Genomic DNA, 4,364 nt, shown 5'->3' on the forward strand with positions numbered 1-4,364 from the left:
CCCCCTTGTCTGTCAGGTCTACGCTGTTCAGTTTTTCATCGATAACAAAATACAACGGGTCCGTAGCCTCATGCATACGCTTGTTGTTTTGTTCCATGTATATTTCTTCTGTTTTCAGCATCCCTGCCTTGATACCTTGTTCACTGAGGTATTTAATCAATGCCTTGTTTTTCGGGAGTGCCTTGTGACTGCGGAAAAGAGCCAGGAATCCTTCTTCCACCTCTTTCTTGTCATCAGAAGCAATCAGTCTCTTTGCTTCTGTCAGATACTTGGTTGCCAATACTTTCTGTGCTTCCACAAGACGTTCCACCATCGGGCAGAGAGTTTCGAAAAGCTGGTCTTCGCCTTTAGGTACAGGACCGGAAATAATCAACGGTGTACGGGCATCATCGATCAATACCGAGTCTACCTCATCGACGATCGCATAATTGTGCTGACGCTGTACGAGGTCTTTCGGGCTGATGGCCATGTTGTCACGCAGATAGTCGAAACCGAATTCGTTGTTTGTACCGAAAGTGATGTCTGCCAGATAAGCCTGACGGCGTGCATCCGAGTTAGGCTGGTGTCTGTCGATACAGTCGACGCTCAGTCCGTGGAACATGTAAAGCGGTCCCATCCATTCCGAGTCACGTTTTGCCAGATAGTCGTTCACGGTTACAACGTGCACACCGTTTCCGGTCAGTGCGTTCAGGAACACAGGCAGGGTAGCCACTAAGGTTTTTCCTTCACCTGTCGCCATTTCGGCAATTTTACCTTTATGAAGCACTACGCCACCGAAAAGCTGTACATCATAGTGAATCATGTTCCATATCGTGTCGTTACCGCCGGCATTCCAGTGATTCTGATAGATAGCCTTGTCGCCTTCGATGCGTACGAAGTCTTTTGTTGCAGCCAGTGTACGGTCGAAGTCGGTAGCCGTAACCACCACTTCTTCGTTTTCCGTAAAACGTCTTGCGGTATCTTTCACGATAGAAAAAGCCACCGGCAATACTTCGTCGAGCGCTTTTTCGTATATTTCAAGAATTTCTTTTTCCAGTTTGTCTATTTGAGTGAAAATCTCTTCACGGTCTTCCAACTCTACGGTTTCGATACTGGCTTTCAGTTCTTCCACTTTAGCGCGTTCCTTGTTTGCAGAGTCGTGGATGTATTGCTTAAGTTCCTGTGTTTTCGCACGGAGACCGTCATTATCCAATTTAGCAACCTCTGGGTAAGCAGCTTTGATCTTGTTTACCCAAGGTTGAATTTCTTTCATGTCTCGCGTGGATTTGTTTCCGAAAATCGAGCTTAAAAATTCATTAAATCCCATTTGTGTATTCTATTTATTTATTATTTACTTAGATTGAAAAAAGTGTTTTTACCGTATGGTAAGCGGAGTTGCAGTGCAGGCATTGGGGGCCCTTATTCTCATGGCATTGGCCAGAGTGGGTGCAATATGGTCTACGGTAACAGGTGTTTGTATTACCTCCGGTTTTACTGAATTTCCAAAGAAGATAAGCGGTGCCGGTATATGTGCGTGGCGGATAATTTTATTTTCCGACGGATTGTGTTCGTTGACAACCGTCCATCCCGGAAGCACATCGATTAATAAATCTCCGGAACGCTTGCGGTGGAAACCGTTGCGGATCATATGGATTTCCGGTGTCCATGCGCCTAACAGCAGACGGTGTGCGGAATAAACCTCATTCACGCCACTGAACTGTATCAGAAAATCAGCCGCCTTATCCTGTATTTCGGCCAGGTCGAGTTGTTTCTTTTCAATCAGTTTATGGTTGAGGTATATTTGCTGGTCCTGATAAGCTTCTACAAATTGGCCTTCACCATAAGTAGCCATCAGAAACATATTCAATAAAGCGGCGCAACGGTTCAGGTGGAATTCACCGCCCGGAATGCGGTAAAGCCCGTGGTCGGCAGCTTCCGTGTCTACATATCCGGTAGAGGTGATACAGAAAAGTATGTTTTGAAGCCCTATCTTCTTGTCGAGCACTTCCAGCAGGTGAGCAATGCTCTGGTCGAGCCTTACATACGTGTCCTGCAGCTCCATCGCGCATTCCTGTGATGTCTTGTGGGCATAATTGCCGGCATAATACATCAGTGAGAGCATATCCGGCACTTCGTCTTTCCCGATAGTGCTTTTATCCAGCAACTCTTCGGTCAGAAGATTGACTTCATCATTGACGAAAGGGCTGGCAATGAATCTGCGGAACTTATTTTGCCGTTCATTGTCGAATTTATATTTAAACGGCATATCTCTCCATTCAGGGAGATATACATATTTCTCCATCGGATGAACCGGTGTCCAGGTGATCTCTCCGATGCGGAAATCGATTGCCTGCCGGTCGTTATATTGGCTTACCCACCAGGGGAATTCCGTATAATAAGTAGTGCTACACCATTTTCCGGTATTTTCGTTCAGCCAGAAAGCACCGTTCCCGGTATGTCCTGCTGCAAAGATGGCAGCATCGCGGAAAGGGGCAATGGCATATACCAGTCCTTTATTGCGTGTAGCGATTTTTAGCTCGTCGGCGATGGTGGAAGTCAGTAACAGGGCCGGTGAACTGTTCTCGTCCGTGTAGTTCCCCATAAAAGCGGGGTCGTCTACACAACTCATCGATCGCAGGGTAGAAATATCCAGCCATTGATTGGCGATGATGCCGTTTATCGACGGAGTGGTTCCACTGTAGATAGCGGCCACGGCCGATGCCCGGTCTACTCTGTTGAATTTATATTCGGCGTTGCGGAATACTTTTCCCTCTTTCCAGAGCCGTTTGAATCCTTTTTCACCGTATAAGGAGGAGAACGCTTCCAGATAGTCCGTACGAAGCTGGTCGATTGTCAGTCCTACCACCAGTTTGGGAGTAGATGACATCGGCTGGGCCTGTAGTCCGGTAATGGTAAGTACGGTTATTATGGAAGTCAGTAATCCTTTCATTTCTTTTTTTTATAAGTCAAAATAAGATTGCTTGCAGAACGTATCAACAAACTAAGTGCCAAAGGTACGACAGCTAAATCAATTCTTTGCGGTATTAGCGGAAAAAGCAGTATAAAAAGTGTTAAAACTGTAAAGTTCAACACATGATACCAACATTTTCGGCCTTTTCTGGCGGCATTTATCATGATCGGGAGGAAAACAAGCTGTCCCGGATGAAAAACGAAAAGGAGATAATTAGAACTGACAGTAGGATGTTCGGAAAACAGGGCGAGGAAGGCAAGTATGCAACCGGCAATGCCGGCAGTGCCGAACCATATAATGTCTATTCCCCAAAGACTTTTGTTCCTCCGGATACCGTAGATGGTAGCTGCTGCTGTGAGTATGAGCAGAAGCAATGCTGCACGTATGGGAGTCAGGAGGTCCCAAAATCCTATCGTTCCGGGTGACGCGTCGTCTTCACAACTGATAAGTGATGTGCTTTCCAGTACCAGAGGGCGTTCATTACCGTTGTTTACAATTCTGGCCGATGCTATTGCGTCTTCCAGATAAAAGGGAATAAACATCATCTGGCGGCTGGTGATGGGGCGGTCTGCCTCACTGCCGATACAAAGGTCGATGCCGAATTGCGACCACGGATGTCCTTGGGTGTATTGATGCACAATTTCCCGAAATGACTTCGTGCCGTCTTTTGCCGGGTAGTCATAAATAATTTTTCCTTCGATGCACTCTTCTATCTTATCTCTCGGACGGGTCGAACAGTTATCGTAAAAGAAGTTATACCGGTATGTCCGGTTTTCCGGTTTGCTGTTTTCTATGAGCAGTGAAGCTAACTTCCGGCTTTCATCCGGAGTCAGGTTCAATGTTTGTTGCCATACACTGCGTTCTTCGAATATATATTCGGCTGCAAACCGGTTGTATGGAGTGGCTCCCAATATATAGTCGGTTTGTCCGAGGGCAAAACGGAAGATAAAGTTGGGCGCTCCGAAATTGAACAATCCGTAGTTGAAAACAACATCGATTCCTTTGCCGGGATCTTCATAACGGATGGCAGTATGTCCGAAATAAGAATATATCTCTTCTCCGGGGGCACAAGTCAGCAGGCTGAGACGGATAGAATCGTTATCGTTACGGAAAACGTCTTCTCCTTTCGCTGTCAGGCATACGAGAAATAGAATTAATATTGTTTTTATTCTTTTCATAATGAACAATTATTCAGAGTGATTACCACAATCGCATGCAAAAGTAATACAAAGCTTATATTAAATCTGTATCTCTAACGAAAAAAAAGGAAAAACATGCTTTTTAATTATTTTAGATTTTTATCGGTTTGATTTAACCGATTGAGTAATAAACTTTTAACGGATTATTGAGATATATAGGTAACGATTTAGCAACCGTGTAAATTTCAGCGTTTTGCGTTGCTATGCTGTCAAAT

At 45.2% G+C, this 4,364-nt stretch carries 2 protein-coding genes and 1 pseudogene; all 3 read right to left on the reverse strand.

All coding sequences use genetic code 11. The annotated features are described in order from the left end of the window. Window positions 1-1,306 (reverse strand): annotated as a pseudogene (gene secA, locus QVP90_RS00625) (preprotein translocase subunit SecA); the annotation flags it as partial. A gap of 48 nt (window positions 1,307-1,354) precedes the next feature. Then, complete coding sequence (locus QVP90_RS00630; RefSeq protein ID WP_005924975.1) at window positions 1,355-2,929, reverse strand: alkaline phosphatase family protein; 1,575 nt, start codon at window positions 2,927-2,929, stop codon at window positions 1,355-1,357. Further along, window positions 2,926-4,128: a lipoprotein N-acyltransferase Lnb gene (gene lnb / locus QVP90_RS00635; protein ID WP_021935411.1), complete on the reverse strand. Its 1,203-nt coding sequence runs from the start codon at window positions 4,126-4,128 to the stop codon at window positions 2,926-2,928. The genes QVP90_RS00630 and lnb overlap by 4 nt, the downstream gene beginning before the upstream one ends. Between the last annotated feature and the right edge of the window lie 236 nt (window positions 4,129-4,364).

Origin of the sequence: Bacteroides sp. CAG:189, assembly GCF_000432295.1 — a bacterium.
GTDB classification, from domain to species: domain Bacteria; phylum Bacteroidota; class Bacteroidia; order Bacteroidales; family Bacteroidaceae; genus Bacteroides; species Bacteroides salyersiae.

Bases quoted from the DNA above. Each gene is read 5' to 3' on its own strand.
- lnb (WP_021935411.1), bottom strand. From the start codon at position 4,128: ATGAAAAGAATAAAAACAATATTAATTCTATTTCTCGTATGCCTGACA.
- QVP90_RS00630 (WP_005924975.1), bottom strand. From the start codon at position 2,929: ATGAAAGGATTACTGACTTCCATAATAACCGTACTTACCATTACCGGA.